At 49.8% G+C, this 24,748-nt stretch carries 26 protein-coding genes; 22 read left to right on the top strand and 4 right to left on the bottom strand.

From position 1 onward, the window contains the following. Positions 1–39 precede the first annotated feature (39 nt). Positions 40–915, top strand: coding sequence for a carbohydrate ABC transporter permease (locus GNP95_RS09700; RefSeq protein WP_155610611.1), 876 nt, complete (start codon positions 40–42; stop codon positions 913–915). Positions 916–941: 26 nt separating this feature from the next. After that, positions 942–1,769, top strand: coding sequence for a carbohydrate ABC transporter permease (locus GNP95_RS09695; protein ID WP_155610610.1), 828 nt, complete (start codon positions 942–944; stop codon positions 1,767–1,769). Positions 1,770–1,829: 60 nt separating this feature from the next. On the opposite strand, the gene GNP95_RS09690 is transcribed toward GNP95_RS09695, so the two are convergent. Beyond that, the gene (locus GNP95_RS09690; protein ID WP_155610609.1) at positions 1,830–2,123 is read right to left on the bottom strand and encodes a hypothetical protein; all 294 of its coding nucleotides are present in this window, start codon (positions 2,121–2,123) and stop codon (positions 1,830–1,832) included. A gap of 236 nt (positions 2,124–2,359) precedes the next feature. Between GNP95_RS09690 and GNP95_RS09685 the strand changes: the two genes are divergently transcribed. The 6 genes from GNP95_RS09685 (at position 2,360) to GNP95_RS09660 (ending at position 11,718) form a co-directional block, all read left to right on the top strand. Beyond that, positions 2,360–4,165: a sensor histidine kinase gene (locus GNP95_RS09685; RefSeq protein ID WP_230873733.1), complete on the top strand. Its 1,806-nt coding sequence runs from the start codon at positions 2,360–2,362 to the stop codon at positions 4,163–4,165. Next, a complete protein-coding gene (locus tag GNP95_RS09680) occupies positions 4,162–5,649 on the top strand; it encodes a response regulator transcription factor (protein ID WP_155610607.1) in 1,488 nt (495 codons plus the stop codon). The genes GNP95_RS09685 and GNP95_RS09680 overlap by 4 nt, the downstream gene beginning before the upstream one ends. A gap of 208 nt (positions 5,650–5,857) precedes the next feature. Further along, on the top strand, positions 5,858–7,192 hold the full coding sequence (locus tag GNP95_RS09675) for an ABC transporter substrate-binding protein (protein WP_155610606.1): 1,335 nt from the start codon (positions 5,858–5,860) through the stop codon (positions 7,190–7,192). A 74-nt stretch (positions 7,193–7,266) separates the two neighbouring features. Beyond that, positions 7,267–8,130: a carbohydrate ABC transporter permease gene (locus GNP95_RS09670; protein ID WP_019636939.1), complete on the top strand. Its 864-nt coding sequence runs from the start codon at positions 7,267–7,269 to the stop codon at positions 8,128–8,130. Beyond that, complete coding sequence (locus tag GNP95_RS09665; protein ID WP_155610605.1) at positions 8,130–8,957, top strand: carbohydrate ABC transporter permease; 828 nt, start codon at positions 8,130–8,132, stop codon at positions 8,955–8,957. The genes GNP95_RS09670 and GNP95_RS09665 overlap by 1 nt, the downstream gene beginning before the upstream one ends. A 67-nt stretch (positions 8,958–9,024) precedes the next feature. Beyond that, positions 9,025–11,718, top strand: coding sequence for an alpha-L-rhamnosidase (locus tag GNP95_RS09660; protein ID WP_155610604.1), 2,694 nt, complete (start codon positions 9,025–9,027; stop codon positions 11,716–11,718). 91 nt (positions 11,719–11,809) lie between these two features. On the opposite strand, the gene GNP95_RS09655 is transcribed toward GNP95_RS09660, so the two are convergent. The 3 genes from GNP95_RS09655 to GNP95_RS09645 form a co-directional block, all read right to left on the bottom strand. After that, a complete protein-coding gene (locus GNP95_RS09655) occupies positions 11,810–12,136 on the bottom strand; it encodes a hypothetical protein (RefSeq protein WP_155610603.1) in 327 nt (108 codons plus the stop codon). A gap of 4 nt (positions 12,137–12,140) precedes the next feature. Next, positions 12,141–12,734 carry an ImmA/IrrE family metallo-endopeptidase gene (locus GNP95_RS09650; RefSeq protein ID WP_155610602.1) on the bottom strand — a complete coding sequence of 198 codons (594 nt, stop codon included), beginning with the start codon at positions 12,732–12,734 and terminating at the stop codon, positions 12,141–12,143. Between the two features lie 111 nt (positions 12,735–12,845). Further along, on the bottom strand, positions 12,846–13,199 hold the full coding sequence (locus tag GNP95_RS09645; protein WP_155610601.1) for a helix-turn-helix domain-containing protein: 354 nt from the start codon (positions 13,197–13,199) through the stop codon (positions 12,846–12,848). A gap of 323 nt (positions 13,200–13,522) precedes the next feature. On the opposite strand from GNP95_RS09645, the gene GNP95_RS09640 reads away from it, so the two are divergent. The 14 genes from GNP95_RS09640 to GNP95_RS09580 all read left to right on the top strand — a co-directional run bounded on the left by GNP95_RS09640 (position 13,523) and on the right by GNP95_RS09580 (position 24,647). Next, entirely contained in the window at positions 13,523–14,011 is a 489-nt protein-coding gene (locus tag GNP95_RS09640) for an ArpU family phage packaging/lysis transcriptional regulator (RefSeq protein ID WP_155610600.1), read from the top strand. A 212-nt stretch (positions 14,012–14,223) separates the two neighbouring features. Then, on the top strand, positions 14,224–15,249 hold the full coding sequence (locus GNP95_RS09635) for a hypothetical protein (protein WP_155610599.1): 1,026 nt from the start codon (positions 14,224–14,226) through the stop codon (positions 15,247–15,249). Between the two features lie 371 nt (positions 15,250–15,620). After that, positions 15,621–16,460 carry a hypothetical protein gene (locus GNP95_RS09630; protein ID WP_155610598.1) on the top strand — a complete coding sequence of 280 codons (840 nt, stop codon included), beginning with the start codon at positions 15,621–15,623 and terminating at the stop codon, positions 16,458–16,460. Between the two features lie 11 nt (positions 16,461–16,471). Then, the gene (locus tag GNP95_RS09625; protein WP_155610597.1) at positions 16,472–16,768 is read left to right on the top strand and encodes a hypothetical protein; all 297 of its coding nucleotides are present in this window, start codon (positions 16,472–16,474) and stop codon (positions 16,766–16,768) included. 2 nt (positions 16,769–16,770) lie between these two features. Next, entirely contained in the window at positions 16,771–18,234 is a 1,464-nt protein-coding gene (locus GNP95_RS09620; RefSeq protein WP_155610596.1) for a phage tail sheath family protein, read from the top strand. A 21-nt stretch (positions 18,235–18,255) separates the two neighbouring features. Then, entirely contained in the window at positions 18,256–18,672 is a 417-nt protein-coding gene (locus tag GNP95_RS09615; protein WP_155610595.1) for a phage tail tube protein, read from the top strand. A gap of 31 nt (positions 18,673–18,703) precedes the next feature. Next, positions 18,704–19,165 carry a phage tail assembly chaperone gene (locus GNP95_RS09610; RefSeq protein ID WP_155610594.1) on the top strand — a complete coding sequence of 154 codons (462 nt, stop codon included), beginning with the start codon at positions 18,704–18,706 and terminating at the stop codon, positions 19,163–19,165. Positions 19,166–19,179: 14 nt separating this feature from the next. Continuing rightward, the gene (locus GNP95_RS25740) at positions 19,180–19,350 is read left to right on the top strand and encodes a cupin domain-containing protein (RefSeq protein ID WP_196427118.1); all 171 of its coding nucleotides are present in this window, start codon (positions 19,180–19,182) and stop codon (positions 19,348–19,350) included. 63 nt (positions 19,351–19,413) lie between these two features. Further along, positions 19,414–20,982, top strand: coding sequence for a hypothetical protein (locus GNP95_RS09605; RefSeq protein ID WP_155610593.1), 1,569 nt, complete (start codon positions 19,414–19,416; stop codon positions 20,980–20,982). 14 nt (positions 20,983–20,996) lie between these two features. Further along, complete coding sequence (locus tag GNP95_RS09600) at positions 20,997–21,632, top strand: LysM peptidoglycan-binding domain-containing protein (protein ID WP_330163333.1); 636 nt, start codon at positions 20,997–20,999, stop codon at positions 21,630–21,632. Then, positions 21,629–22,645 carry an XkdQ/YqbQ family protein gene (locus GNP95_RS09595; protein ID WP_155610592.1) on the top strand — a complete coding sequence of 339 codons (1,017 nt, stop codon included), beginning with the start codon at positions 21,629–21,631 and terminating at the stop codon, positions 22,643–22,645. The genes GNP95_RS09600 and GNP95_RS09595 overlap by 4 nt, the downstream gene beginning before the upstream one ends. Beyond that, complete coding sequence (locus GNP95_RS09590) at positions 22,638–23,051, top strand: hypothetical protein (protein WP_155610591.1); 414 nt, start codon at positions 22,638–22,640, stop codon at positions 23,049–23,051. The genes GNP95_RS09595 and GNP95_RS09590 overlap by 8 nt, the downstream gene beginning before the upstream one ends. Continuing rightward, entirely contained in the window at positions 23,044–23,529 is a 486-nt protein-coding gene (locus tag GNP95_RS09585) for a DUF2634 domain-containing protein (protein WP_413773735.1), read from the top strand. The genes GNP95_RS09590 and GNP95_RS09585 overlap by 8 nt, the downstream gene beginning before the upstream one ends. Beyond that, on the top strand, positions 23,529–24,647 hold the full coding sequence (locus GNP95_RS09580; RefSeq protein WP_155610590.1) for a baseplate J/gp47 family protein: 1,119 nt from the start codon (positions 23,529–23,531) through the stop codon (positions 24,645–24,647). The genes GNP95_RS09585 and GNP95_RS09580 overlap by 1 nt, the downstream gene beginning before the upstream one ends. The last annotated feature ends 101 nt before the right edge of the window (positions 24,648–24,748 follow it).

The following is a 24,748-nucleotide window of genomic DNA, read 5'->3' as shown; positions in this document are numbered from 1 at the left end:
CAGGGGGGATTGCTTCCAGGAAAGGAGTGGGGTTACACCATGGATAGATATTTAAGCAACAAGAAGGCAATACTGATTTTTCTGCTTCCGGCATTGCTAGCCTATACAGTCGTTCTCATTTCACCGGTGCTGCAAACCATGTATCGCAGCTTTTTTGAATGGGACGGATTAGGTACGGCTGTGTTTAATGGTCTCGATAATTATAAGGAAATGTTCCAGGATCCTCTTCTCATGACATCCTTGCGGAATGGCTTTATTTTTTCCGTTGTCCTGGTCGTTTTTCAAATTGGCCTCGGAACGATTCTAGCGCTGGCTTGTGCCGATCCGCGAGTCAAGTTTAGAAAATTGCTGAAAACGGCTTATTTTGTGCCGGTGATTTTGTCTGTGACGGTAGTATGCCAGCTTTGGATTGCAATGTATGATCCGACGAATGGTTTGATCAATAAGCTTTTTCAGATCATGGGAATCTCCTATCAGCAAAACTGGCTGACTTCGCCGACGGTATCGATTGTTGCCATTGCTTTTGTTAACGCCTGGCAGTTCATGGGCTACCAATTCAGCCTCCTGTATGCAGGAGTGAAATCGATCCCCGAGCAATACTATGAAGCGGCAACCATCGACGGCTGCAGCAAATGGATGGCTCACCGTAAAGTAACGCTCCCTTTGATGAAAGAAACCTTTAAGTTTTGCTTTATCATTGCGATCACATCAGGAATCGGCGCTTTTGTACAAATGCTTATTATGACGAATGGCGGGCCAGGCACGAGCAATTATACTTTAACCTTCATGATTTACCGGTATGCCTTCCTGGAGAATAAGTATGGATACGCCTCAGCCATATCTGTATTATTGGTCGCCATTTCACTGGTAGCGACGATGATTATCAACAAGGTGTTTGATCGTAAAGATGATTAACATGCATCTTAGAAGGAGAGATCGTTATGCAACGGGTTAAATCATTCCTCATCCAGGTTCCTTTATGGCTGTATTTTATTATTTCTGTTTATCCGCTGTTCTGGATGATTTCCTATTCACTCAAGGACAACAATGAAATATTCGTTACCAATCCATTTGGGCTGCCGACCCAATTTCGATATGAAAACTACATGAATGCTTGGACTCAATTTAATCTCCCGCAGTATTTTATGAACAGTGTGGTCGTTTCTACGGCGGCAACGTTATTTATCGTCATTTTAGCGTTAATGTTCTCGTTCGCTATCGCCCGGCTGCGCTGGAGGTTTCGGGAAGCGGTACGGCTCTATATGCTGGTGGGCATGTTCATGCCATTGCAGGTCATTATGATACCTCTTGCTATTCTTGTAAAAGACTTTCACTTGGCGAATACGTATGGGGCGCTCATTATTCCTTATATCGTGATTGGGTTGCCATTTTCATCGCTTATTTTCTATGGGTTTATGCGCGATATTCCTTCCGAGATTGAAGAAGCGGCATGCATGGACGGAGCAAGTGTCTATCGGCTGTTCACTAAAATAATAGTACCCGTAGTTGTACCGGCGATTGCGACGGTAGTCATATTTCAATTCTTAAACAATTGGAATGAGTTCATGCTGGCGAACATACTTATTTCTGATGAATCGATGAAAACACTACCCCTGGGACTACTGTTCTTTCAGGGTCAATATAGCACCGACTGGGGCGGAATGGGGGCAGTGATGACGATTGCCAGCCTTCCGATGGTGATCATCTATCTGTTCTTCAGTGAACAGGTTGAAAGGGCGATGACTATGGGCTCCGCTGTAAAAGGATAGAGGCATGGCTAAATTTAAAGGCCTGAACCCGGAAGAATACCGGGGTCAGGCTTTTGATGCCTAACGGCCTATTTTCGCTTTTATATCAATCTGTCTAGCATGCATCAGGTGACTGCTGCTTTCCACACGAATGTTCCGTTTGTGTAAATGTCCGAAACCCTGCTCCGCCAAGTAAGCCGCCAAATTCCCCGCGCCTGGCGAGACGGGGCCCGGCTGGCAGTGATCATGCAATATTTCTGCTCTGCGGGTATCCTCCGCATCAAGATAGATTTTACGGCCTGTCATCACGTTGCTTAGTATAGAGCCGTCTCTGCGCTTCGTGAAGATGACCTCCGGCTTAAATTTGAAATACATCCGCCTGCCCCCCTATTTATAGATAATTCTCAAAATATATTATAAATGGAAAAATTATTATTTTAGAATGACTATAGTGTCTATTTTGTTAAATATAGTAAAAATATGGATATATTCTATTTTGAAAACTAGGTTGTTATAAAAGTGCTCATGGTTATAATTAGATGCAAAGTGACATGTAATCTATCGGACATCGAGGAAAAGAGATGATACCCTTGAGAACCTGGCGCAATCTGATGCTGCAAACGAAAATTCTGATCGCATTTATTCTCGTTCTATTTGTCGTGATCGGTTTAACCTGCCTTATTTTCTACTATGGGAATATGCGAGATACGAAGACGCATACCTACTCGATGTTAAATACGCTCAGCGGGCAGTATAGCAAAACCGTCGATTTTTTTATGGATGACATTGAGAAAATCTCTCTATCGATCTTCAGCGACCCCGCCATACAGGGTATTCTGGCCAATCATGCCCAAATCGGTCCTAAGGAAGGCTTGAAGGTAAGGAACGAGCTCTTTGCCTTGCTCTTCAACTATGCCCATCCTCGTCCGGAAATTGCCGGAATCCGCCTATTAACGACGGATCATATTTCCTATCATTACGAGGCAGGATCAACCGTAAATGCCGAAGTATTTCAGGAAGAGTTTTGGCAGACCCAGTTGGATGCGATGTCCAAAAGCGGTTATTTGCTGCTCCCGCCGTCCTCCTCCAATGAAGAAGGCTACAGGGAGAAAAACCTTTCCCTTGTGCGCCATATCTACCGGATTCCCAGAAGGGATAAAATTGGCTCGCTCAAGATTGATATCAACGCCCATGAAATGGGACGCTTGCTCGTATACTCTGGCTCCGACCCGCTTGGCGAGCAAATGCGTGTATTCATCGTTACGGATGAAGGCGCTGTCATATATGACAATGAGGATGCCTATACGGGACAGCGCGTTGCAGCCTTCGCTCATGCGCTAAGCACAGACGAGAGGAAAAATTCCGGGGAAATCGTTTGGATGGATAAAAAGTATTTGTACACTTCCGAGAAATCCGATTACACTGGCTGGAACATTCTGATTCTGCTGTCTAACGATTTCCTGGTCGCCAAACAGCAGGAGGCACAGATCATTCTTGTCATTGTCGGATTTATCGCAGCCGTACTTGCATCCATAGTCGCCTACCTGATTGCCCGCCATGTGACCAAGCCTTTAAGGGAGCTGATTACCGAGATGAACCGGGTCGAACGGGGTGACTTAAGTGGGAGGATGGATATTAAAAACAGGGGCGAGCTCGGGGTGCTAAGCCGTGTGTATAACAACATGCTCAACAGTATATCGCGCCTAATCACGGAGGTTTACGAATCCAAGCTGGCCGAGAACGATGCCAGGCTATCCGCGCTGCAAGCGCAAATCAATCCGCATTTTCTTTACAATACGCTGAATATTATGAAGTCCATCAGCCGCTTAAAGGGTGTTGAAGAGGTGGCAGAAATGTCCGAATCGCTGGCTGACTTATTCAAATACACCATGAAGAATTTGCAGCTTCCCGTTTCGCTTCGGCAGGAGCTGGAGCATGTGGATAATTATATGAACATTCAGAAGCATCGCTTTGGCGACCGCTTTGAGTTAAGAATGGAAGTCCCTGAGCAACTGATGAACGCCTCCGTCCTCAAGCTTACGGTACAGCCGCTAATAGAGAACGCAATCATCCATGGCTTCAGCCGGAAGAAAGCGGATGCTTTTATAAATATCAAAGTATGCACGGAAGGGGAGCTGCTGCTGATCTCGGTCAGCGACAACGGAATGGGTATGGAGGAGCAAGCGATCAAAAAGCTGGAGCAGCGCCTTGCCGAGTACAGTAAACGCAGTAAGTATGATGTTCAGGAGGATGGCGAAGGGATTGGACTCAGCAACATCCATCAGCGCATTCAATTGCTGTACGGTGAAGGGTACGGCGTTAAGATAGCGGGCTCACAGGGAGCAGGAACAACGGTGACGTTGATTTTTCCTTACAAGGTTTTTACACCAATGCCGGCAGAGGAGACGACGCAATGAATATCTTTTTAGTGGAGGATGAGCGCTGGGCGCTTGCAGAACTCGTGGAATTGTTTAAGGCATATGAACCGCGGCACCGGGTTTACAGCTATGACAATGGGGATGACGCGCTTGAAGCAGCGGTGAGAATCAGGCCGGAGCTGGTCGTCACGGATATCACAATGCCGGGCATTAGCGGTTTGGAATTAGTCGAAAGGCTTGCTGAATTGGATTCAACAATCAGGGCGGTCATTTTGAGCGTGCACGATCAGTTCTCTTATGCCCAACAAGGCTTGAAGCTTGGCGTTATCGATTATTTGCTGAAGCCCGTCAAAAAAGAGGCACTTTACGACACGATCGATCATGCCATCGAGCGCATTCAAAGCGATATGAAGTTAAGGAGCGCCAAGAATAAATGGCTTCTGTCGCAAATGCTGCTTCATTCGGAGCCTGTCGATTCTCCGCTTTTTGATGAGATCTACGAGCAGCCCTATTTCATAGTTCTGGCTATGGCAGAGCAAGGTTTGGCCCATATGCCGTCTGCTGCAGAAGAAGGGTTTCGTGAATTTGTAAATCATGCGGCCGGCGGCAGCTACATGGTGGAGCTGGACGCGCAGCGAAAGATATTGCTTCTCCCTTTCAACGACCAGGGGCAGATCAAACGATACGAAAATGACTTGCACGAATGGTTCCTGGAAGCGAAGCAGGATGGGCCAATACATGTCGGCTGGGACCTGAAGCAGGCGAAGGCCTCTCTACATGCCGTCTACAGAGGATTGGACGAAAGAGTGGAAACGAACCGGAGATTTGCCCAATCTACTTGGATTGGCCGGAATGAAGCGGTCTCCGAGGTGAATCTCAGCGATCTATGGGACGATATCAGGGTGCTGGAAGCCTTCATCAAGAAAGGCCAGATGACCAAAATTAAAGAAACCGTCGCTACGGTGGTCGCCAAGATTGCCAACAAGCGGGTGGCCCGGCACCAGCTGATGATTTTCTTGAATGACATGGCCTACTCGCTTCGATATAAATTGCAGCAGGGGGCGGTGGATTGGCGGCAGACGGATTCCGAAGTGCAAGGGAATTTCGAGGGAGTAGCGACATACGAGGAGCTCGGGCGTCATTTGGAGCATTTCGCATTAAGCATCTGTGCCCAGACGGTCTCGTCGGATACGCTGCCTAAAGAGTTGATCCCCGTGCTCCTGAAATGGATCCATCAGAATTATCACCAGAACATTTTTTTGCAGCAGTTCGCTAGCGAACATCATGTCAGTCTGGGATATCTGTCGCGGCTGTTCAAAACCCAGACCGGGCAGTCTTTCTCGGAATATTTGGCAAGCTACCGGATGGAGAAAGCGAAGGAATTTTTGGCTGGCGGAATTGAGCGGATTCAGGATGTCTGCCAGATGGTCGGTTACGAGGACGTCAAATATTTCAGCCATCTGTTTAAACGAATTGTGGGCATTACGCCGACAGAATATCAGAAGAAGCTGCAAGCTCAATAAAGCCGGGCATCTGTTTGCCTGGCTTTTGGCTTAAAGGAAAATCTCTCCCCCTAAATACGAAAAATCCCCCGCTGTGTTCCGTTCATTTTAAAATTAAACTATATATGTAAGCGTTTAACGGACGCTTCGCTTAAGGGAACCCGGGCCCTTTTGGCGGTAATGGAATGCAAATAAGATGGGGGCACATGTCCAAAAGGAGGATTCATTTATGACGTTCAGAAGAAGAGCAACCTGGTTAAGTCTGACACTGGCTTTACTGCTGATTGTATTGTCCGCTTGCGGCAAAGGCGGGAACATTGCCGGAACTTCCGGCAATGAATCTGCGAAGGAGGCTGCGGATACCGAGAAAACGACGCTCACGCTGCTTATCGACAACCAGACCGCGATTGACGGCATTCAGGCGGTAGCAGATGAAATCAAGCGGGAACTGAACATTGAGACCAAGATCGAACTCCGCCCTGGCGGTACAGAGGGAGATAACGTCGTAAAGACGCGCCTGGCGACAAGCGATATGGCGGATTTAATGTTCTACAACTCGGGTTCCCTGTTCAAAGCCTTGAATCCGCAGGAGTATTTCGTGGATCTGACGAACGAACCGTTTATGGACAATGTGCTGGATTCCTTTAAAGATACGGTCTCGGTAGATGGCAAGGTATATGGCATTCCAGGCGGATCAACAGTGGGCGGAGCCTGGCTGTACAACAAGAAAATTTATAGCGAGCTGGGGCTGTCGGTGCCAAAGACGTGGGATGAACTGTTGGCGAACAACGATAAAATTAAAGAAGCCGGATATACCCCGGTCATCGGTTCCTTTAGCGATTCCTGGACCTCCCAGCTTGTCGTACTGGCTGATTATTATAACGTGCATTCCCTGGCTCCGAATTTTGCGGAGGATTATACCTATAACAAAGCAAAATACGCCACGACGCCAGAAGCGCTGCGCAGCTTCGAGAAGCTGCAATCGCTACGCGACAAGAAGCATTTCAATGATGACGCTACGGCAACGAAGCTGGAGGATGCGCTGGCCATGCTGGCCGAGGGGAAAGCGGCCCATTATCCAATTCTGACTTTAGTTTTGACGAATATTAATGCGAATTACCCTGAAATGATGGATGATATCGGCGCGTTCGCCCAGCCGAGTGATACGGCCGATGTCAACGGCTTGACGATTTGGATGCCGGGCGGTATTTATGCAAATAAAGAGGGCTCTAAAATAGACGCTGCCAAAAAGTGGATGGAGTTCTTCGTCTCTCCAGAAGGCGTTAAAGCATACTTGACGGCTATGAAACCGGAAGGGCCGATGCCGATCAAGGGCGTGGAGCTGCCTGATGATACTTACGCTGCCGTAAAAGAGATGCTGCCTTATTTCGAATCCGGCAAAACGGCTCCGGCGCTGGAATTCTATTCTCCAATCAAAGGCCCTTCCCTGGAGCAGATTACCGTTGAAGTAGCAACGGGAATATCCTCCGCGGCGGAAGGCGCGGCCAAATATGACAGTGATGTCGAGAAGCAGGCGCTCCAACTCGGTCTTGAGGGCTGGTAACGGCTATTTGGTAACAATTGGCCCTGCGGCAGCGGCTGCGGGGCCGGCAATTCCGAGGAAGGAGTGAAGCCTGAATGAAATCAACGAAATCTTTGTACAGCTATGGATTTTTGCTTCCCGCGGGCATCATCTTCTTTATTTTTTTTCTGCTGCCGACGATCGTGTCCTTCTTCTTCAGTATGACGCGCTGGACGCTCACGGACTGGGAATTCATCGGCCTTGATAATTTTATCATGTTCTTCAAGGAGTCTTCGCTGAACATCGGATTTCGCAATACGTTCATTTACGCCGTGATGACTAGCGGAACGAAGGTAGTGCTCGGCCTGCTGCTGGCGGTGCTGCTGACCTCTGGCATCAGATCGAAGGATTTTCTGAGATCGGTCGTTTTTTTTCCAACTTTGATCAGTACGATTGCAGTCGGGATTACATTTAGCTACTTGATGCATCCGTCCCGCGGCTTGATTAATACGGCATTGGCGGCGCTCGGCATTCAGGGGCCGAACTGGCTTGGCGACCCGGCGCTCGCGATTTATTCGGTCGGACTCGTGGATATTTGGAAAGGCGTCGGTTTTGCTACCGTCATCTATATTGCGGGCATGATGTCCATTCCGGCCGATTATTACGAGGCGGTCGATATCGACGGCGGGAATGCCTTTCGTAAATTTTGGCATATTACGCTGCCGCTAATCCGGCCGGCGATGAATTCCGTTATTATCTTATCGTTTATCGGCGGACTGCGGACATTCGATTTGGTCTGGACCATGACCAAGGGGGGACCCGGCTTCAGTTCTGACCTGATCGCATCGATCATATACAAGCAATATCAAGGCGGATTTTACGGATTATCCACGGCAGGCAACGTCATTCTATTCGTGATCGTCGCTGTGCTGGCCTTCCCGCTCTACAGATTTCTCACGAAAAGGGAGGTCGATCTGTAATGCGCAAATCCGGAAAAATCATAGCGGAGCTTTTCGCTATTTTGCTAACAGTGATCTTGTTCATTATTCCGTTTTATTTCATTCTGATCAATTCCTTCAAGAACAGCAGGGAAGCTTCCAAGATGAATCTGCAATGGCCGAACGCATTCCAAATCCTTGACAATTACCGCGAAGTGATTCAGGCCCAGGATTATATGTTGGTTCGCGCTTTTTTCAACAGCGCATTCATTACGGTCGCTTCGATCATCATTCTAGTTTTCGTCTGCGCGATGGCGGGATTTATTATGCAGCGCAGGAAGAGCAAGCCGCTGACCATCGTTCATTTTCTATTCCTGGCCGGACTCATGATTCCGCCGGCAGTTGTGCCAACGATTTGGGTCTTGAACGGGATCGGCATGTTCAAAACGATGGCCGGGCTCATCCTGATTGAGGTTGCGATCAATATCCCGTTTGCGATCATATTGTATTCCGGCTTTGTGGCTACCATTCCACGGGAAATCGATGAAGCGGCACTCGTTGACGGCGCAGGAAGCCTCAATTTTTTCTTCCGTATGATTATGCCGCTGCTTAAACCGGTCACGTCCACGATTATTGTGCTGACTTCGGTTAACGTCTTCAATGATTTTGTCAATCCGCTGTATTTCCTGCCGGGTGCGGAGAACGCAACGGCACAGCTGACTCTGTACAACTTCATGAGCCTGTACAACACGTCATACAATCTCCTGTTTGCCGACGTCGTTCTGTTGACCGTCCCGCCCCTGATCTTGTTTCTCATTTTTAATAAACGGATCGTAGCGGGAATGACGGCTGGCGCGGTTAAAGGGTAATCAAGTTATAAATAGGGGGAATCCCCCAACATAAATGCGATAAAACTTATCCATGAGGAGGATGGCTATGTTTAAGATCACGGACGTCAGGTGTGAATATAAGGTCAATCCGATCGGTCTGGGTATACCGCATCCGCGGATTAGCTGGAAGCTGGAATCGGATCAGCGGGGAGTAAGGCAGCTGGCTTATCAAATCGTCGTATCGGCAGATGAGCCGGGGAACGAGGTGCTCTGGGATTCCGGCAAAATCATGTCGGACGCATCAATCCAGATCGAGCTGAACAGTATAGCATGTGAGTCCGGCAAGCGTTATTATTACCGTGTCCGGGCCTGGAATGAGCAGGAGGAGTGCACCGATTGGTCGGAAACAGCTTATTGGGAAATGGGGCTGTTATCTCCGCAGGAGTGGGAGGGGGAGTGGATTCAAGCTCCAGGAGGCATTGCAGGGGTTGGTGCCGAGCAATGCCCTATGCTGCGCAGAAGCTTCCGGATTGAGGGCAAGGTGAAATCGGCGCGGATTTATGCGACGGCGCTGGGACTGTATGAATTGAAGCTGAATGGCCGGAAAGTGGGCGACAGCTACTTTAATCCGGGCTGGACGAGTTATCATGAGCGGCTGCAATATCAAACCTATGACGTTACGAACCTGCTGCAAACCGGAGAGAACGTCATTGGGGCATTTTTAGGAACAGGATGGTACAAAGGCCATCTCGCATGGGAAGGACTGCATTCCATTTACGGTGACCAGTTGGCTTTGCTGCTGCAAATGCATGTTGAGCTGGAAAATGGAGAGCAGCTGACGATCGTGTCCGACGGCGAGTGGAAGGCAGCGGGCAGTCCGATCCTAATGTCGGAAATCTATCATGGAGAAACCTATGATGCCAGGCTGGAGCAGTCGGGCTGGATGGAAGCAGGCTTCCATGATCAGGATAGATGGCATCAGGTGAAGATTCTAGCTCACTCCAAGGACATTCTCGTTGCTCAGGAGAGCGATCCTGTACGCATCGTTAATGAGCTTAAGCCTGTGGAACTTATAAAGACGCCTAAAGGCGAACTTGTCATCGATATGGGGCAGAACATGGTCGGCTGGGTGCGCTTCGAGGTAGAGGGCGAAGCCGGGAATGAAGTGATGCTGGAGCATGCCGAGGTGCTCGACCGCGAGGGCAATTTCTACATTGGCAATTTGCGTAAAGCGAAGCAAACGGTACGTTATATCATGAAGGGAAATGGCCTTGAAGCCTACGAACCCCATTTTACATTCCAGGGCTTCCGTTATGTGAAGCTGACCGGTTTTGACGAAAGCAAGGTACGGCTTGAGCAATTCAAGGGAATGGTATTGCATTCGGACATGGAGCGGACGGGTTACTTCGAGTGTTCGGACCCGCTCATAAATCAGCTGCAGCATAATATCGAGTGGGGTCTCAAAGGCAATTTCCTGGATGTCCCAACCGATTGTCCGCAGCGCGATGAACGGCTCGGCTGGACGGGGGATGCGCAAATGTTCATCCGAACGGCGGCATATTTGCACGGTACCGCTGACTTTTTTACAAAATGGCTCCGCGACCTAGCTGCGGATCAGCTTGATAACGGCGGCGTCCCATTTGTCATTCCGAACGTGCTCGGCAAGAAAGGCGGCGAGGAGTTCAAAGACCAGCACAGCTCGGCGGCTTGGGGAGATGCAGCGGTCATTAACCCATGGACGATCTATTTAGTTTATGGAGACAAACGTCTCTTGGCCGAGCAGTACGACAGCATGAAAGCCTGGGTGGAGTATATCCGCAGCCAGGGAGAGAACGAATTTCTGTGGAATACCGGCTTCCATTTCGGGGATTGGCTGGCGCTGGATGCGAAGGAAAACAGTTATGTCGGCGCCACCGACCGCGATTATATCGCTACGGCCTTCTATGCGTACTCGGTATCCTTAGTATTGAAGGCGGCAGAAGTGTTGAACAAGGCGGACGACGCTGTGAAATATGCGGAGTTGTATTGCAATGTGCGGAAGGCGTTCCAGGATGAATTCGTTACCCCGTCGGGAAGGCTGGCTATAGGTACGCAGACCGCGCAGGTACTGGCTCTAATGTTCGGGCTTGTAGAGGGCCCGGCGAAGGAACGTACTATCCGGAAGCTGATAGAACTGCTGAAGGAGAGCGACTATCATTTGACGACCGGCTTTGTCGGCACGCCGTATTTGAACTTCGTACTAAGCGACAACGGCTATAATGATATCGCATATAAGCTGTTGTTCCAGCAGGACTATCCATCCTGGCTATACCAGATTACGAAGGGCGCTACGACAATCTGGGAGCACTGGGACGGCATCAAAGAGGATGGTACCTTCTGGAGCGATGATATGAACTCCTTCAATCATTATGCTTACGGGGCGATCGGCGATTGGCTGTACCGGGTCGTAGCGGGCATCGACCTGGATGAGACGGTTCCGGCCTACAAGCGGATTGTAATTAAGCCGCAGCCGGGTGAGGGCCTGCATTGGGCGGACGGCCGCTTGGAGAGCATGTACGGCATGATCCGCAGCGCATGGCATAAGCTGGATGACGGCAAACTTCGCTTTGATGTTACAGTGCCGGTCAACACTACGGCCGAAATTCTTCTGCCTGCAGCGTCCAGCAAGACCCAGGTTACGGAAAACGGAAAACCGCTGGGCGAAACGGGAGGCATCGAGAAGATCGAAGCAGCAAAGCAGGGAATTTGGGTTACCGTGGGCTCCGGGTCATATAGGTTTGAAATGGAGCAGGTTAAATAAGAAAAGGGCGATTATTAACCCTTCTAGAATGTATTGCTAAGGAGCTCCGGTGAACCGGAGCTCTTTTAGCAGCTTTGTCATAAAACTCTGTTCAGTAATACCTGTCCAATTGAAGGATTTCCTCGACGTCATCCATTTGGACAAGGAGCAGTTCAAAAGTCTCTCCGTGGCGCCCGTAGATTTGCGGGAGCAAAATACCAAGGAGGCTGTCGTCATCTGCCTGGCTCACCAGATCGTCCATTAACACGGACACGCCTCGTTCATCGCCGTAATCCTCGGCCTCCAGCGGCTCGAGGGGAGAAGGCAGGGATATGTATAATGTCTGTGACCAGTCCAGCTCGCCCGGCTCACATTTGATCACAAGCTGCAAAGGCCTATAGGCTTCGTTATAGAAATCGCAAAATGCTCTTATCCGCATATATTCACCCCTTCTCCCAAAGCTGCTTCTCCAGTTGGGAAAGAATCCGCTGTGTTTCGGGCGACCATTTGACCACGGTCTCCTTCTGTCTTCTTTCAGCCTCCTGGGCCGCTGCCATCAGACTGCCGTGCAGGACGCGCCGCTGAATTTGATCGAGCCGCTGCTCGGCCAGTTCAAGCGGAATATGGAATACTTCAGAGATGAAAGGGATGGCTTCGCTCCGCTGATCCGGAATGGGCAATTTCTCGAACATGTAGAAAGGGACGGCTGCATACAGGACAAATTGATCCGCCTCCGCTTCCTGGGCATCCTTGAACAGGCTGGGCATGACGCGCTGATCACCTGCATGCCTCAGGACATGGCATAATTCATGGAAGAAAATGACCCGGGCCATCACATCGTGGGTATGTTTATTCAGGAATATGACCCGTTCCTCGTTATCTGAAAAAGACGGGCAGTCTGCATATATGAGTTCTATGTCAAAAGCTTCCGCAATCCGCTCGATATCATGCTGCTCGGCATCAAGCAGGCCGCTGCTTCGGTATTTTGCATTAATCCACTGCTCCAGATGGGTCTCTTGATAATAACAAAATAACATGGAGATCACCCCTTATGGGAATGTATGTTCGGTATAAAGGTGCAAATAAAGGTCCTGGTTAAGGACCCGAATGAGAATAAATGAGATTGCAGGGTAATGCCTTCATTATAGTTAATTATTGGATTGGTTGTCCAGAAGCTTTTTCTTCTGCTCGCGGTAAGCCTTCAATGCGGCCTCCATCATAGCGATTTCATCCGCCGTGTAAGCCTCCGGTCCGCCGTAAAAGGACATGCTCGCCTGTATTTCCTCCGTTGGCGAAGGATCGGAAGTCCGCCCCAGCAAATAATCCCCGTTGGTATCCAGCGCATCGACAATCCTTCTTAACGATTCGGGGTCTGGCTTCCGGTCGTTCGTCTCATATCTCGACAACTGAACAGTCGTTAAGCCTGCTCTAGATGCGAGGTCTTTTTGGGTTAAGTTTCTCAGTTCTCGAAGATGTTTGATCCGATCGCCCAGTGTATGCATAGACACTCCCTCTTTTGTTTGAACTATACTAATAACTCGCCATTACCATAATGGCATAGAAATATTTGAATGAAATTAACGATGTAAGATGTTGACATTACCATAATGGTAATATATAATCGGATTATCGTTACCGAATTGGTAATTTAGTGAATGGATTAAAACGTTATATATGTATTTTACCTTGAATGAAGGGGCAAATCAACACTTTAAACGTAATTTGTTTAAGAAAACAAAGGCTGTTGCTTTGTAAGTGTACAGTGTTTTTATTGCCGTATTGGCAATGGAAACGCAGAATAATGAATTTCATGGAGGGATTTACAATGAGCAAGCGACAATTGAATTCATTTACGATTTTTCATAGTTTGCCGGTGGATGAGTCCGCAACCCGAGCAGCGGTTATTGGGTTTCTTGAAGAGGTGCGGCAGTATCGGCAGATTGGCTACATCCGCGAACTGGCGAGTGTGACGCACAGCTATTCACAGAGATATCACGGGGCTACACATGCCGTTCACAAGCCGACCGAGCAGGTTGCGCTGCGCAATATCGACCGGGAGGCTGAGCTGCGGAGAAAATCGGAGCTGCTGGATCAGGCCATGGGCGGGCTTACCGTTATGCAGCGCGAAGTTATTGAACGCAGTTATTTGGCGGGCGAGCGCGAATACGACTTCATCAGCTGCGGGGAAATGGGCATTAGCGACCGGACATACCGGCGCATCAAAGCCAGCGCGCTCAAGCTGCTCGCCATAGCTATGAAGCTTGAAGTATTTGTGGAACCAGGGGAGAGGAGAGCAACCTTATCTGTGCATTGAGTCGGCTGAAGCCGGCTTTTTTTTAATAATGAAATCGAGATTACGCTAAATTTATTAGGTTTTATATAAATCTTTACCTTATTAAGTTAATAAATGGTTGAAAAGTTAAATCGTTTAATTTAGTATTATGTAAAAAGGTTTAAAGTAGTTTAAAGGCAGTGAAAAAATGGTATGACTATTGAAAATTAATTCGTTCTGTAGGGGGTTAACTTTTGGAAAAAAAATTATTTATGGGACAACCATTGATAACAGGTTATCCAATTCATGCGAATATTTCCTCAATATTGGTACAGCATCCATCTTATAATAATTGGATTTTTACCAATCATATGCAGTTAAGGTTCGATATTTATAATAACGAATTTGAAACGGACTATTTTCTTGAATTTTATCAGCCCCTTATGAGGGAGTATCATCCCCTTTTGAACATTCACAGCATAAGTAAGCTTATGCTGTCAAATTTGAATATAAATATTTGTGATTTTTTTATGCAAATCTTGGATTCCAATAACTACATATATACTCTTATTGATAAACAGCATATTTCAGCTTACAAGACTAGAAAAAGTTCACCTCATGATTTGTTTGTTTACGGTTACAATAAACAGAGGAATATTTTTTATGTTGCAGATTACTTTCAAAATTTTCATATGCTTAGTACGGCAAGTTTTGAAGAAATAGAAAAAGCAGTTGACTTGAAAAATGATTATAGTACAGATTCATGGGATAATATTTTTGGTATCCAACTAATAGGAATCAATCAATGGAAAAAATATGATTTTAATTTAGAATATTTTATTCAAACCCTTTATGATTATTTAAATTCAACGAATACTTCACATAAATATAGCTTTTTGGAAGGCGTCCCAAAAGAAAGGCCAGAGCTGCATGGGAGTTTGAAACCTACCTTCGGCATTAAAATCTATAACGAGCTGTGTAATATGGCCGGGGCTAATTTTAAATTTTTAAGAGCCCTTCATCTTTTATTTGAACATAAGCGATTAATGACAAGAAGGATTGAGTTTCTTGGAGGACTGAACTTAATAGATGATGAGTTATACATTAAGTTGTTTAAAGAAGTTGAAGAAAAGGCCATAGTTATTCGAAATTACATGATTAAGCAAATAATTAAAGGGGACAGCTCAGACACATCCAAGGTAAAATCAATGATTATGGATCTTGAATCAATAGAGTATAGCTATTTGGAGAAATTAGCTAAATCCCTTACGGGAAGTTAGCACTAAACAGTCTAATGTGCGATGTGCTGCCGATGGGGGGAATGTTATGGGGAGAAGACATTTATAGATGGCTTGTCTTGTTCTGGGATGGACGAGGCAGGCTTTTTTCGTTTATCGATAAATGTTGAGTTATTAAAGTCTGTCCGCCCGATGTCCGGTTTATGACCAGGGGATGTCCGTTCGCTGTACTTTAAACGTGTTAAATTTGTATTGTGGAAATGAATAGAGAGGGACGAAAGCCGCTGACGAATCAGCGGTTTTTGCCGTTCTTTGGGAGAGTCCACGAAAGCGAGGCGGCAGCCCTAAGGGGAGGTGATACCATTGTGCAATGTCGGAGCAGATAAATTAGTGATGCAGGAATGGTGTGCTTTATGAGAAGTGCGGTGACAGCCAAGCTGCTGGATGCGGTGCCCGGACTGAATGCGGTCTATAACTCTTCTAGCGGGTTTGGGGAAGAAGCTTTACTGCCTTGCGCGTTGTATTTGCAGGGAGAGGTGGAAGCAAACGGCGCCTGGTCCGGGTTGAGGCAAATCATCGAGCTGTGGCTTTACGTGCCCCGCTTAAGTCCGGCCGGATTGGATGGGTTGAGTGAGGAAACGGTTAAAGCGCTGGACAAGCAGCTGCTGAGGGCTGGGACAGGGGAGAGATTCCTTTGTGTTTTCGAGGGAAACATCGGGCCGGATACGCCGGATGAAGCCAGGGATGCCGTGAAACGAGGCCTGCGGTTCGCCTTGATGGTGCCGCAACCACTAAGCCGAACGGTACAAATCAGCAGTGACCCATGGCTTAATGCGACCCAGACATGGACGCAGCGTGTGCTGGGCCCGGATTGGCAAGTATATAACGGCAGCTGGCCGTTAGGTTATGAACCGCCCGCAGTCATGTGGCGGATTGTCGACATGGAATCGACACCGCATGGAAAAACTTCTTGGGAGCTGCGGAAAAAGTTCACCGCCTTTATCGCCGGGACGGATGCAGATCAAGAGCATCTGGCGGTTCTTGCCCTGATTGAAGGCCTGGGAAAAGCAGTGAAGATTCCGCTGCAACCTGGCACTAAGACGTATTTGACCGTCCTAGAGCCTAAGGTAAATTGGAATGCAAACGGAGTAACGGAGGGACTGCTGTCGGTGACGTTCAGCCGGCGCATCACGAGCGCTGTGGACGAGGGGGCACGGATGCAGTTTATTCAACACAAACGAACATCAATTTGAGGTGAAAAGCAATGGCACAAAAAAAGAAAGCAGCTCAAACGGCAGCTGAAGCAATTAAAGCCACTCAAGCGGTTCAAGCCGAGGCAGGTAATGCGAGTAAAGCAAACAAAGCAGCGAAAGCTGTCAATGCATCTGAGGCTGCCGAGCCAATGTATCCGCTTGATGAAATTATGCAGCAGTCGGAAGCGTTGATGGGTGTGAAGCCAGAGGTATTGGCGGGCGCATATCATTCGCTGCCTGGCGGCAGCTTGACAGTTCAGGAAGCAAAGAAGCAGGTACAACTATTTTTGAATAGGAAGGTGAAGTAAATATGGCAGCAGGAAATTGGAATTTGACGAGTCAGCCGGTATTGCCGGGGCTGTTCATGAACTTTGTAAGTGCGGCGGGATCAGCGATCGCGCCGGGCGCGCGGGGCGTGGTGGTCGCTCCGGTCAAGGCGCATTGGGGGCCGATCGGCCAATTTGTGGAGGTAACGAGCGAAAATGCCATCAAAGAGCTGTTTTCAACCGACGAATCCGGCGGGGCAACGGCTTATACGACGCTGTACTTCTCCCTGCTTGGCGGCGCAAAGAAGCTGCTGGCCTACCGGATTGCGGACAGCTCTGCTGCGCCGGCCGAGCTTGTACTGAAGAACAGTGAAGCGAGTCCTGAGGATGTATTGAAGCTAAGCGCCAAATACAGCGGCGAACGCGGCAATGCTTTTAAGGTGACAATTCAATCGAGCCTGGCCGTGCCGGACGTGAAGGAGCTCAAGCTCTATGAAGGCAACGCGCTGCTCCGCACGATCACGCTGGGTACTGGCGATGTGGATACTGCTGTTGCCGCAATCAATGAGGATGCGGGAAATAAGTGGATCGTGGCGGAGAAGCTGTTTAGCAGCGACCTCGCCAATGTGTCCGGCGTGACTTTTGAAGGGGGGGCCAGCGGAATTTCAGGGATTACGAACGCGGATTATATCGCGGCTACGGAAGCTTTTGAGACGCAGGATTTTCATGTGTTAACGCTCGACGGGGTTACGGACGCGGCGCTGCGTACGAGCCTTGTCGCCTGGATCAAACGGGTGCGCAGCGAGGGCAAAGGCATTATGGCCGCACTCGGCGGAACATTCGCAGAGGATACGGGCGCAGATGCCGTGAATAAAGCAATTGCTCGCAGTGTCGCAGCGGATTTTGAAGGAGTCATCAACGTAGGGACGGGGGCTGTATTGAACGGAAAATCGTATTCCTCCGCACAGGTCGCTTCTTGGGTCGCCGGATTGATTGCTGGACAGGCATTGAAAGAGTCCACGACGTATGCCGCGTCGCCGTTTGAGGACGTGACCCGCCGCTGGACGCGCTCGGAACAGGAGCAGGCGGCGCACAACGGCGTATTCCTGCTAGTGCATGACGGCCGCCGGGTCAAGGTGCTGCGCGGGGTGAACAGCTTGATTACCTTGCAGCAGGGCCAGAACAAGGGCTGGAAGAAAATCCGCAAAATCCGCGTTATTGACCAGATTAATGCTGATTTGCAGCGTCAGGCGGAGGATCATTACATCGGCAAGGTCAATAATACAGAGGAAGGCCGTCAGGCGCTGATTAGCGCTGGCAAGCATTATTTGCAGTCTTTGGCTTCGGAGGGTGTCATCGAAGCTACGGGCTACGACGTGACGCTGGATCCGAGATTTTACGGGGACGGCGCAGTCATGCGGCCAGAGGATGATCAGGTATTCCTGACCTGGCAGGCGGACGACACTGATGTGATGGAACAAATTTTCGGCACGTTCTACGTGCAATAATTTTGAGGGGGAATTGATAAGATGGCACAATATCTCGATCCAAGCCGCGTCATTATGGGGACGTTCGGGCAGATTTTTATCGATGGCGTATGGCAGTCGAACTTGAATCACTTGGAGGCCAACGTAGAGGCGGATAAAAGAGAACTCAATCTGGTGGGCACGGAATACACCGTCTTCAAGCTGGGCCGCAAAAAAGGCACCGGTACGATGAGCGGCTACAAAGTGACCTCCGACATGATCCAGAGGGGCTTTCAGAAGTTCAATATTATTCAGAAGCTGGATGACCCAGAGGCGTACGGCTTTGAACGCATTGAGCTGAAGAACTGTATGGTCGATAGAATCCAGCTGGCTAATTGGACGGCGGGGGAAGAGGTTGTTGAAGAAACGCCGTTCACCTTCGAGGGCTATGATCTGCTTGATCCGATCACAGGACCTTAAACTTTCCCGAAATTGAAAGGAGAAAACGAACATGAGCGATGTAAAAGAGTGGAACGAACAGGATATTCTCGACGGTCTCTTCGAGACGGCAGCGAATCTGCCGGAAGAGACCGTTTTTATTTCCCGGCTAAGCCTGCGCGTAACGCTGCGCGGCCTGACCTCCAGCAAGGTCGATTCAATCCGCGAGCGCTGCACGGTCCGCAAAACGACGAAAGGCCACGTCTCGGAAAAGATCGACAGCGAGCTGTTTAATGCGACGCTGATTAAGGAGGCGACCTCTGCTCTGGAGGTCGTGCGCAAGCAGGGCGACGGCCAGGAGCAAAGCGTGAAGCTGAGCGGCTGGGGCGACGAGCGCATTACGAGCCGGCTCCGGCTGTCGGGCGGAGATGAAGCAGTGCGCCGTATGCTTCTCGCCGGGGAGCTTGATGCTGTAGGCGATAAGGTGCTGGAGCTGTCCGGCTTCGGGGTGGACATTGCCGACCTAAAAAACTAGCGAACTCCGGCGGCATGACGACGCTCTTGTTCCATATGTGGAGCAGGCATAGTCTGCGCCCCGGAGAGTTCTGGTCTCTCCCGAAGGGAGAGCGCATGCTGCTGCGGGCTTTTACGGAGATGGAGCTGGAGATGATGTCATCTTCAGCCTCGCCGTCCGGCTTCGGGCGGAAGCCGTCTGGATGAGTCCGCGATGGCTGATTTACGGCAGAAAGGAGGTAAAACGTGGCGAATCAAGAACTGCGTTCAATGGACATCATTATCGATTCCCGGGATCTCGATGCCGCGGAGAGGAAGCTGCGAGGCCTGGACCACATGCTGCTGCAAACCCGGCGGCGCGCCCTCGCACTAGGTAACACGAGAATGCGGCCGAGCATTACGTTAGAGGACCGTTTCACGGAAACGGCCATCCGGCTTAGCGCAACGATGAAGCGGCTTAATCAGGCCGCGGCCCGTCCGGTGGCCGAACTGATCGACCTGGCGACGCCGAAGATCGCCGAGATCAGGGGCGCGCTGCAGGAGTTGAGCCGTACCCGGTGGCGGGTCGAGGTGGAAATGGGAGGCTTTGGAGCTGCGATTGGCGGCTCTGTAGCTGAACAGATCTGTGCTGAAGGAGAAAGTTTATTACAGCGGATCTCGGTGACTTTCCAGGAAGCTTTAGAGTGTATTTTTGACGCGCTGGAAGTTGTTGATTGTCCGGCTGAGGCGGCAGGAGAGTGCAAATGCGGAGAATCCTCAGGATGCAACCCTCCAGAAAGCGAGCCGCTATGCAAAGCAGCGGGTAAGACGCTCGGTCAGATATTCTTTGAGGCATTCCTGGAGCTCATTGATCCTCAACGTATTGTTGAGAAGTTCTCGAATATTCCGTGGGATACGATGATTTCCGATGCCGGGAACGCTTTGAAGGAATTCGGAAATAAATTAATAGAGTCAATAAAATCTGATATAGTCGACGGAGCGCAAAAGGAGCTTAAAGATCAGTGGAGTAATAAATGGCTTCCGAAGATCAAGGATTCCTGGCAGAATAGCAAAGTAAAACAAGCGTGGGACAACAGCAAGGTAAAGAACGAGTGGATTCCCAAGGCCAAAGACTTATGGAATAACAGTAAAATAAAGGGCTTTATGGATAAACCTTGGGTGAAGAAGGTAACGGAGTTTATAGGCAAGGGTAAAAAGATAATAAAAATACCGGGTATTTCACAAATCCAATCAGCCCATGAGATATTTACTGCCAAGACTGATAGGGAGAGAGCAGGGAAAATAGGGGGCTTTGTGGGCGGCTTGATTGGAACGGCAGTAACTGGCTTCTTTACTAAAAACTATATAGCAACAGTAGTTGGAAATACAGTAAGTGATATGATTGGTGAAAAAATCGGGGTAGGCATATATGACTTATTTAGTGAAAAAGGAAAACGCACATTCCATGACCCACCTTACCCTCCGGGAACGACTATAGCTGATGCCTACTTAAGTGGCGGCGGAAGGAAATCGCACCCAACTACCGATATAGAACAACTCAAGCACGAGATTATTTTCGGTACTGGCAATAAGCCTTCTGGGACCCCGTTAACGGATGAAGAGATTTTGAGTGCAGCTGAGTATTTCAAATCATTAAATGGACCGCTCCCTGCTCCAAATCCCCCTGTTCCCCAGGCGGCTGCACCTCAGCCAGCCCCTGAGATTATAGTAAATATGCCTCCGGGGATGGTCCAAATTCATCAGCAGCAACAGGAAATCGATATTGATAGTATTTCCAAGCAGGTTGGATGGCATGTGACTCATAATATAAGCAGAGTACTTATAAATATGACCAAATAAGGGGGGAGCAAAGAGTGGAAATCAGGTTAATAGATGAAGCGGCAGGCACCGATTTCGTGTTCCCCGTCAATCCGGAAGAGGTGAGAATCACTCGGGGCAAAGGCTACGAGACCTTGAATATGCTATCTTACGGGGAATTTGATATGGCAACGGCAGAGAGGGTGAGGGAGATCACCTTCTCTTCTTTTTTTCCCGCATGGTGGGGAGACCACGAGATGCAGCCTGCGCCAAAGGAAGCCATGCACCTGCTGACGGAGATGATGAACAGCAAGCGCCCCGTTCGACTGATTATTGAGAATTTGGTGAACCTGCTCGTTTTTATCACGGTACATGACACTACGTTTAAGGGCGGGGAGCCCGACGACATTTACTTCGATCTGACGGCCCGGATGTGGAGGCAGCCAAAGGTTCATACGAAGGCGGGGAGTGCTGCAGGCAGCGGGAATAGCGGTGGTGGATCGAATCGTCCTGATTTGAAAAAAAAGCCAAAAGCCTACACCGTCAAGTCCGGCGACAGCCTCTCCAAAATTGCCAAGCTGGAGCTCGGCGACAGCTCCAAATGGTCGGCTATTTACAATTTGAACAAAAAAACGATCGGCCCTAATCCCAATTTGATCAAACCAGGGCAGAAGCTGGTGATGCCGTCATGAGTTATGAGGTGGTTCTGGAGGATAAGCATTATTTGCGGGAATTGATCGAGAGTGTCTCCTTAACCGATTCGCTGGATCAAATTTCGTATGAGGCCCGCATCAATCTGCGGGTGCCTGAATCTGGACTGGCCATTGCTCCGGGGCAGACGATTCGCGTAAGCGGAGTACCCTTTGGAGGCAAGGAAATGGTCTATCTGCTGAATCCCGGCGTGGTGTGGGAATGTATCAGCAGCAATCGCGGCAGCAAGAGCCTCAGCCTTGTGGTGTACGACCGGACCATTTACCTCGCGAAATCGGAGGATGAGTACTTGTTCTCTTCGGGAGGAACAGCAAGCCAGCGGCTCAAGAAATACGCGCAGGATTGGCAAATCAATCTGGCCTCCATTCCGGACACGGAAAAGGCCCTAAGTAAGGCGACTTACCGCTCTCAAGCGATCTATAACATGATCGTAACGGACTTAAGGGAGACCGTGAAGCTCGGCGGGGATGCGTACATGCCGCGGATGACGCCTGCGGGTCTCGAGCTGTTCAAAATCGGCAGCAACAAAACCGTATGGAAGCTTGAAGCTCTGGAGGGCATCGACCAGCATCGGACCTTGGAGGGAACGATCACTAAGGTCAAAGTGATTGGCAGCACCGATAGCAGCAAACCAGCGAGTCCGAGAACCGGCAGCGATAAGAACAAAGCCGATCCCCCATCGCAATTTTTGGCGGTAGAGACGGGAGAAGTCAGTACATTCGGGACTTTGCAGCGGATTGTTCAGGACGAGGATGTGAAGACGCCGGCGGATGCCAAAAAATTGGCCAAAAGCATGCTGACTAGCCTTCAGGAGACCTTCACCGTCAACGGGCTCGACATTAACACGCTGCGGGCTGGTGATAAGGTGGAGCTAAACGGCCTGGAACTGATCGTCATGTCAATATCGCATGAGCTGGGCGATCCGGGACGGATGTCGCTGGAGCTGGGGTCATACGACTATGTGAAAAGGAGGTATTATCTCAACCATGGCTGATCCTTATAAATCATTGGCGGCCGTTTTCCGGGAGCAGATGGCGGGGTATGCCAAAGATATGCTGTCCGGCATGTCCACGGAGCTCGGAACGATAACTGCATCGGGGCTGAAGCTGGATCATTTCAAACACGAAATTAAAAATTATTGGGTTGCGGATTTTCCGGTCACTTTGGAAATTCCGGCTTTTCATATGATAGGAACGATGATGTCGCCCGTCGATCAGGAGGGATACCCGCTTGGAGTACCGGGTCCGCGAACGCGTTTTGAATTTGAGGCGGCCGAGATCAAGGACGTTCGCGTTAATCTGGCCGACGGTCTTCAGCCGGGGGATCGCGTCGTTGCCGCTAATTTGAATGGCGGCCATGAGGTGGTCGTCCTATGCAGGGTGGTGAGCCAAGGTGGCTAATTTATTTCCTGAGGAGCAGGAATGGGGCGCTGGTTCGGGCGCGGCTGGGTCGGATGAGCTGAACGTACTGGGGGAGCAGAGTGCGGCAACTGGAGGAATGTTTGGGCGGAGCTGGCTGTTTGATTTTGAGGCAGGCGAGTTCCGGATGACCCCTACGCGAAAAATAGCGTCCGCCGACGAGACCGCAGCCTGGATGATGTGGTGTGAAAAAGCCGTGCGAACGGCAAGGTATCATCACTTGATTTATTCCCGCGATTACGGGCAGGAATACGAAGGCCTGATTGGCCGGGGGATGAGCCGCGGGGCGCTGGAATCGGAAATTCAGCGCATGACGACGGAGGCATTGATGATAGATCCGCGTACGGCGCGGGTGGATCAGTTTTCTTTTCGCTGGTCTGGGGATGCCTGCTTGTTCTCCTGCCGCGTGATGAATGTAAGAGATGAGACTGCAGTTTTGGAAGGGAGTGTGACCGTGTAATGGCAGGATTGCCAGTATATTTGCAAGAACAGACGGAAGAACAGATTATGCAGCGAATGCTAAGCCGGGTGCCTGATGATATCGACAAATCAGAGGGCTCGTTTATTTGGGATGCGCAGGCTCCTGTGGCTTTTATGCTGTCGGAGGCCGCGCTTTGGGCCAGGCAGGTGCTGGAATGGGGTTTTGCCAGCTCGTCCTATGGGCCATACCTGGATATGCGGGCGGCAGAGCATGGCGTTGCGCGGCGTGCGGCGACGGCGGCAACCGGACAGGTTCAGTTTACCGGAACGCCAGGCACAGCGGTGCCTGCGGGCACACTGGTAGCTACTCCGGCCGATGAAATTACGGGGGAAGCTTCTATTGAATACGCGACGACGGCAGCTGTGACGCTGGATGACACAGGTGTGGCATTAGTAGGCGTTCGAGCCGTAGAATCAGGCCGCAATGGCACGGTGTCTGCAGGAGTGATTACGGTGATGTCTGCTTCGGTGAACGGGATTGTGTCTGTGACGAACCTGGAGGAGACGCGGGGCGGCACGGATGTAGAGTCGGATGAATCGTTGTTGGAACGTTTTCTAAATCAGGTGCGGAGCCAAGGGACAAGCGGAAACAAAGCCCAGTATATGAAATGGGCCGGAGAGGTGCCGGGCGTTGGCGGCGTACAGGTTCATCCGTTATGGAACGGAGCGGGAACGGTCGGCATTTATTTGCTTGATGCGGACAAACGCGCGGCCAACGAGGATATCGTTGCGGCAGCCCAGCAATATATCGACCCGACGCAGGACGGGCAAGGAGAGGGCATGGCTCCGGCGGGGCCGGTCGTGACCGTGATGGCGGCTGAGGAAGTGCCGATTCATATCAGCGTTAAGCTGACCTTGGCGGATGGCGCTACCTTGGCCGAAGTGAAGGCGCTGATCGAAAAGGGAGTGCAGGCATATTTGAAGCAGCTGGCTTTTGCCGATCCGCTCGTGCGGGTAACGCGTATTGCTTCAGTTCTGCTGGATATTCCACCGATTATCGATTACTCCGATCTAACGGTGAATGGTAACGCGGATACGAACATTCAGATTCAGCCCGGTCAGGTCGCCGTGTTGGGGACGGTGGTAGTGAATGCGTAATGTGGTGATGGAGTGTTCGTGGGCTGGTGCAAGCACGAGTCGGCGATTGTTGTTGAGGATGATGCCTGAGATCATGAATTATAAAGCGATAATGAGTGCTG

The sequence above is a fragment of the Paenibacillus woosongensis genome (assembly GCF_009725165.1).
In the GTDB taxonomy this organism is placed as follows: domain Bacteria; phylum Bacillota; class Bacilli; order Paenibacillales; family Paenibacillaceae; genus Fontibacillus; species Fontibacillus woosongensis.
This window is presented reverse-complemented; position numbering and strand designations above follow the sequence as displayed.

Bases quoted from the DNA above. Each gene is read 5' to 3' on its own strand.
- GNP95_RS09700 (WP_155610611.1), top strand. From the start codon at position 40: ATGGATAGATATTTAAGCAACAAGAAGGCAATACTGATTTTTCTGCTT.
- GNP95_RS09695 (WP_155610610.1), top strand. From the start codon at position 942: ATGCAACGGGTTAAATCATTCCTCATCCAGGTTCCTTTATGGCTGTAT.
- GNP95_RS09690 (WP_155610609.1), bottom strand. From the start codon at position 2,123: ATGTATTTCAAATTTAAGCCGGAGGTCATCTTCACGAAGCGCAGAGAC.
- GNP95_RS09685 (WP_230873733.1), top strand. From the start codon at position 2,360: ATGCTGCAAACGAAAATTCTGATCGCATTTATTCTCGTTCTATTTGTC.
- GNP95_RS09680 (WP_155610607.1), top strand. From the start codon at position 4,162: ATGAATATCTTTTTAGTGGAGGATGAGCGCTGGGCGCTTGCAGAACTC.
- GNP95_RS09675 (WP_155610606.1), top strand. From the start codon at position 5,858: ATGACGTTCAGAAGAAGAGCAACCTGGTTAAGTCTGACACTGGCTTTA.
- GNP95_RS09670 (WP_019636939.1), top strand. From the start codon at position 7,267: ATGAAATCAACGAAATCTTTGTACAGCTATGGATTTTTGCTTCCCGCG.
- GNP95_RS09665 (WP_155610605.1), top strand. From the start codon at position 8,130: ATGCGCAAATCCGGAAAAATCATAGCGGAGCTTTTCGCTATTTTGCTA.
- GNP95_RS09660 (WP_155610604.1), top strand. From the start codon at position 9,025: ATGTTTAAGATCACGGACGTCAGGTGTGAATATAAGGTCAATCCGATC.
- GNP95_RS09655 (WP_155610603.1), bottom strand. From the start codon at position 12,136: ATGCGGATAAGAGCATTTTGCGATTTCTATAACGAAGCCTATAGGCCT.
- GNP95_RS09650 (WP_155610602.1), bottom strand. From the start codon at position 12,734: ATGTTATTTTGTTATTATCAAGAGACCCATCTGGAGCAGTGGATTAAT.
- GNP95_RS09645 (WP_155610601.1), bottom strand. From the start codon at position 13,199: ATGCATACACTGGGCGATCGGATCAAACATCTTCGAGAACTGAGAAAC.
- GNP95_RS09640 (WP_155610600.1), top strand. From the start codon at position 13,523: ATGAGCAAGCGACAATTGAATTCATTTACGATTTTTCATAGTTTGCCG.
- GNP95_RS09630 (WP_155610598.1), top strand. From the start codon at position 15,621: ATGAGAAGTGCGGTGACAGCCAAGCTGCTGGATGCGGTGCCCGGACTG.
- GNP95_RS09625 (WP_155610597.1), top strand. From the start codon at position 16,472: ATGGCACAAAAAAAGAAAGCAGCTCAAACGGCAGCTGAAGCAATTAAA.
- GNP95_RS09620 (WP_155610596.1), top strand. From the start codon at position 16,771: ATGGCAGCAGGAAATTGGAATTTGACGAGTCAGCCGGTATTGCCGGGG.
- GNP95_RS09615 (WP_155610595.1), top strand. From the start codon at position 18,256: ATGGCACAATATCTCGATCCAAGCCGCGTCATTATGGGGACGTTCGGG.
- GNP95_RS09610 (WP_155610594.1), top strand. From the start codon at position 18,704: ATGAGCGATGTAAAAGAGTGGAACGAACAGGATATTCTCGACGGTCTC.
- GNP95_RS25740 (WP_196427118.1), top strand. From the start codon at position 19,180: ATGACGACGCTCTTGTTCCATATGTGGAGCAGGCATAGTCTGCGCCCC.
- GNP95_RS09605 (WP_155610593.1), top strand. From the start codon at position 19,414: ATGGACATCATTATCGATTCCCGGGATCTCGATGCCGCGGAGAGGAAG.
- GNP95_RS09595 (WP_155610592.1), top strand. From the start codon at position 21,629: ATGAGTTATGAGGTGGTTCTGGAGGATAAGCATTATTTGCGGGAATTG.
- GNP95_RS09590 (WP_155610591.1), top strand. From the start codon at position 22,638: ATGGCTGATCCTTATAAATCATTGGCGGCCGTTTTCCGGGAGCAGATG.
- GNP95_RS09580 (WP_155610590.1), top strand. From the start codon at position 23,529: ATGGCAGGATTGCCAGTATATTTGCAAGAACAGACGGAAGAACAGATT.